Annotated in this window: 2 protein-coding genes; both read left to right on the forward strand. The window is 36.4% G+C overall.

Annotated features, from left to right (window positions below):
• A partial coding sequence (locus tag AC1DPQ_RS28400) for a class I SAM-dependent methyltransferase (RefSeq protein WP_477611664.1) occupies positions 1 to 421 on the forward strand: 421 nt, incomplete at its 5' end.
• A gap of 6 nt (positions 422 to 427) precedes the next feature.
• Positions 428 to 1,147: hypothetical protein (locus tag AC1DPQ_RS28405; RefSeq protein WP_477611665.1), on the forward strand; the 720-nt coding region annotated here is incomplete at its 3' end.

Genomic DNA, 1,147 nt, shown 5'->3' on the forward strand with positions numbered 1-1,147 from the left:
GTATGATCTTGTACTAAGCTGCGGTTTAATCGAACACTTTAACGATACTGCCGATATTATTAACCGTCATATTGCTTTTGTAAAACCAGGTGGCACTTTGTTTATCACGTTGCCAAATTTTAAGGCGGTTAACGGCTGGTTTCAAAAGAATTTCGATAGAGAAAATTATGATAAGCACAATATCGATAGCATGGATCCCGCGTTATTGAAATCTATCTGCGAGCATGCCGGACTTAAACAAGTAAAATCTGGTTATTTTGGTCGTTTTAGTGTATGGCTGGAAAATGAAAGCCAGAAATCTGCAGGCGTCCGTCTATTTAAGAAAGTAGTTTGGCTAACCGGAAAAGTATTTACAAAGATTATTCCGTTCGAAAGCAAAAATCTATCACCTTATATTATCTTAGTAGCGAAAAAAATATAACGCGCTATGTCAATCAGTTGGGGTTACTCGCCTAAAATTGAAAAATATATTCCTTTGGCCGATTTTCCGGCAGATAAATACCTAATTATTGCCAGGCAGGCAATCGAAAATCTGGGCTGGAAGTTAAGTCACTTATCGGAAACCGGCATTATTGCTTATACACCATTATCATTTCAATCCTATAGTGAGGAGATCTCGATCCGTATTATCCGCAATTTCGCCGTAGTAAAAAGCGAATGCGTAGGCATTCAACTGCTTTTAAATGATTATGGGAAGAATGATTCAAACCTCGAAAAGTTCTTTCATGAATTTGAATACGTGGAGTATCACCTAAAGGATTCGTGGGATGAAATTAGACTCAAATTCCATGAATTAGTTGCCACTTCCGATGGTACTTATTTTGAAAAGGCCCCATTAGCCATTAAAAATAAGATCAAAAATGTTTTCTTCCTGTTTTTTCCTCAAAAGGGTTATATCGTTACCCCAATTCTGGTTGCATTGAATGTTCTGTATTGGGTTTTAATAACGTTTGTAACATTTGTTTACAGGCAATACTTACTAACACAAGCCTACCAAACAGGTTCTAAAGAAAGTTTTGTTGAAAAAATACAAACCTTATTGGTTTATTTTGGTGTGAGCAATAAATTCCTGGTGCTTGATGGGCAATATTGGAGACTAATTTCGAGCTTGTTTATCCATGGGTCGTTTTCTCATCTGTTTTTTAAC

It is taken from the genome of Pedobacter sp. 01T416_2 (genome assembly GCF_056398925.1).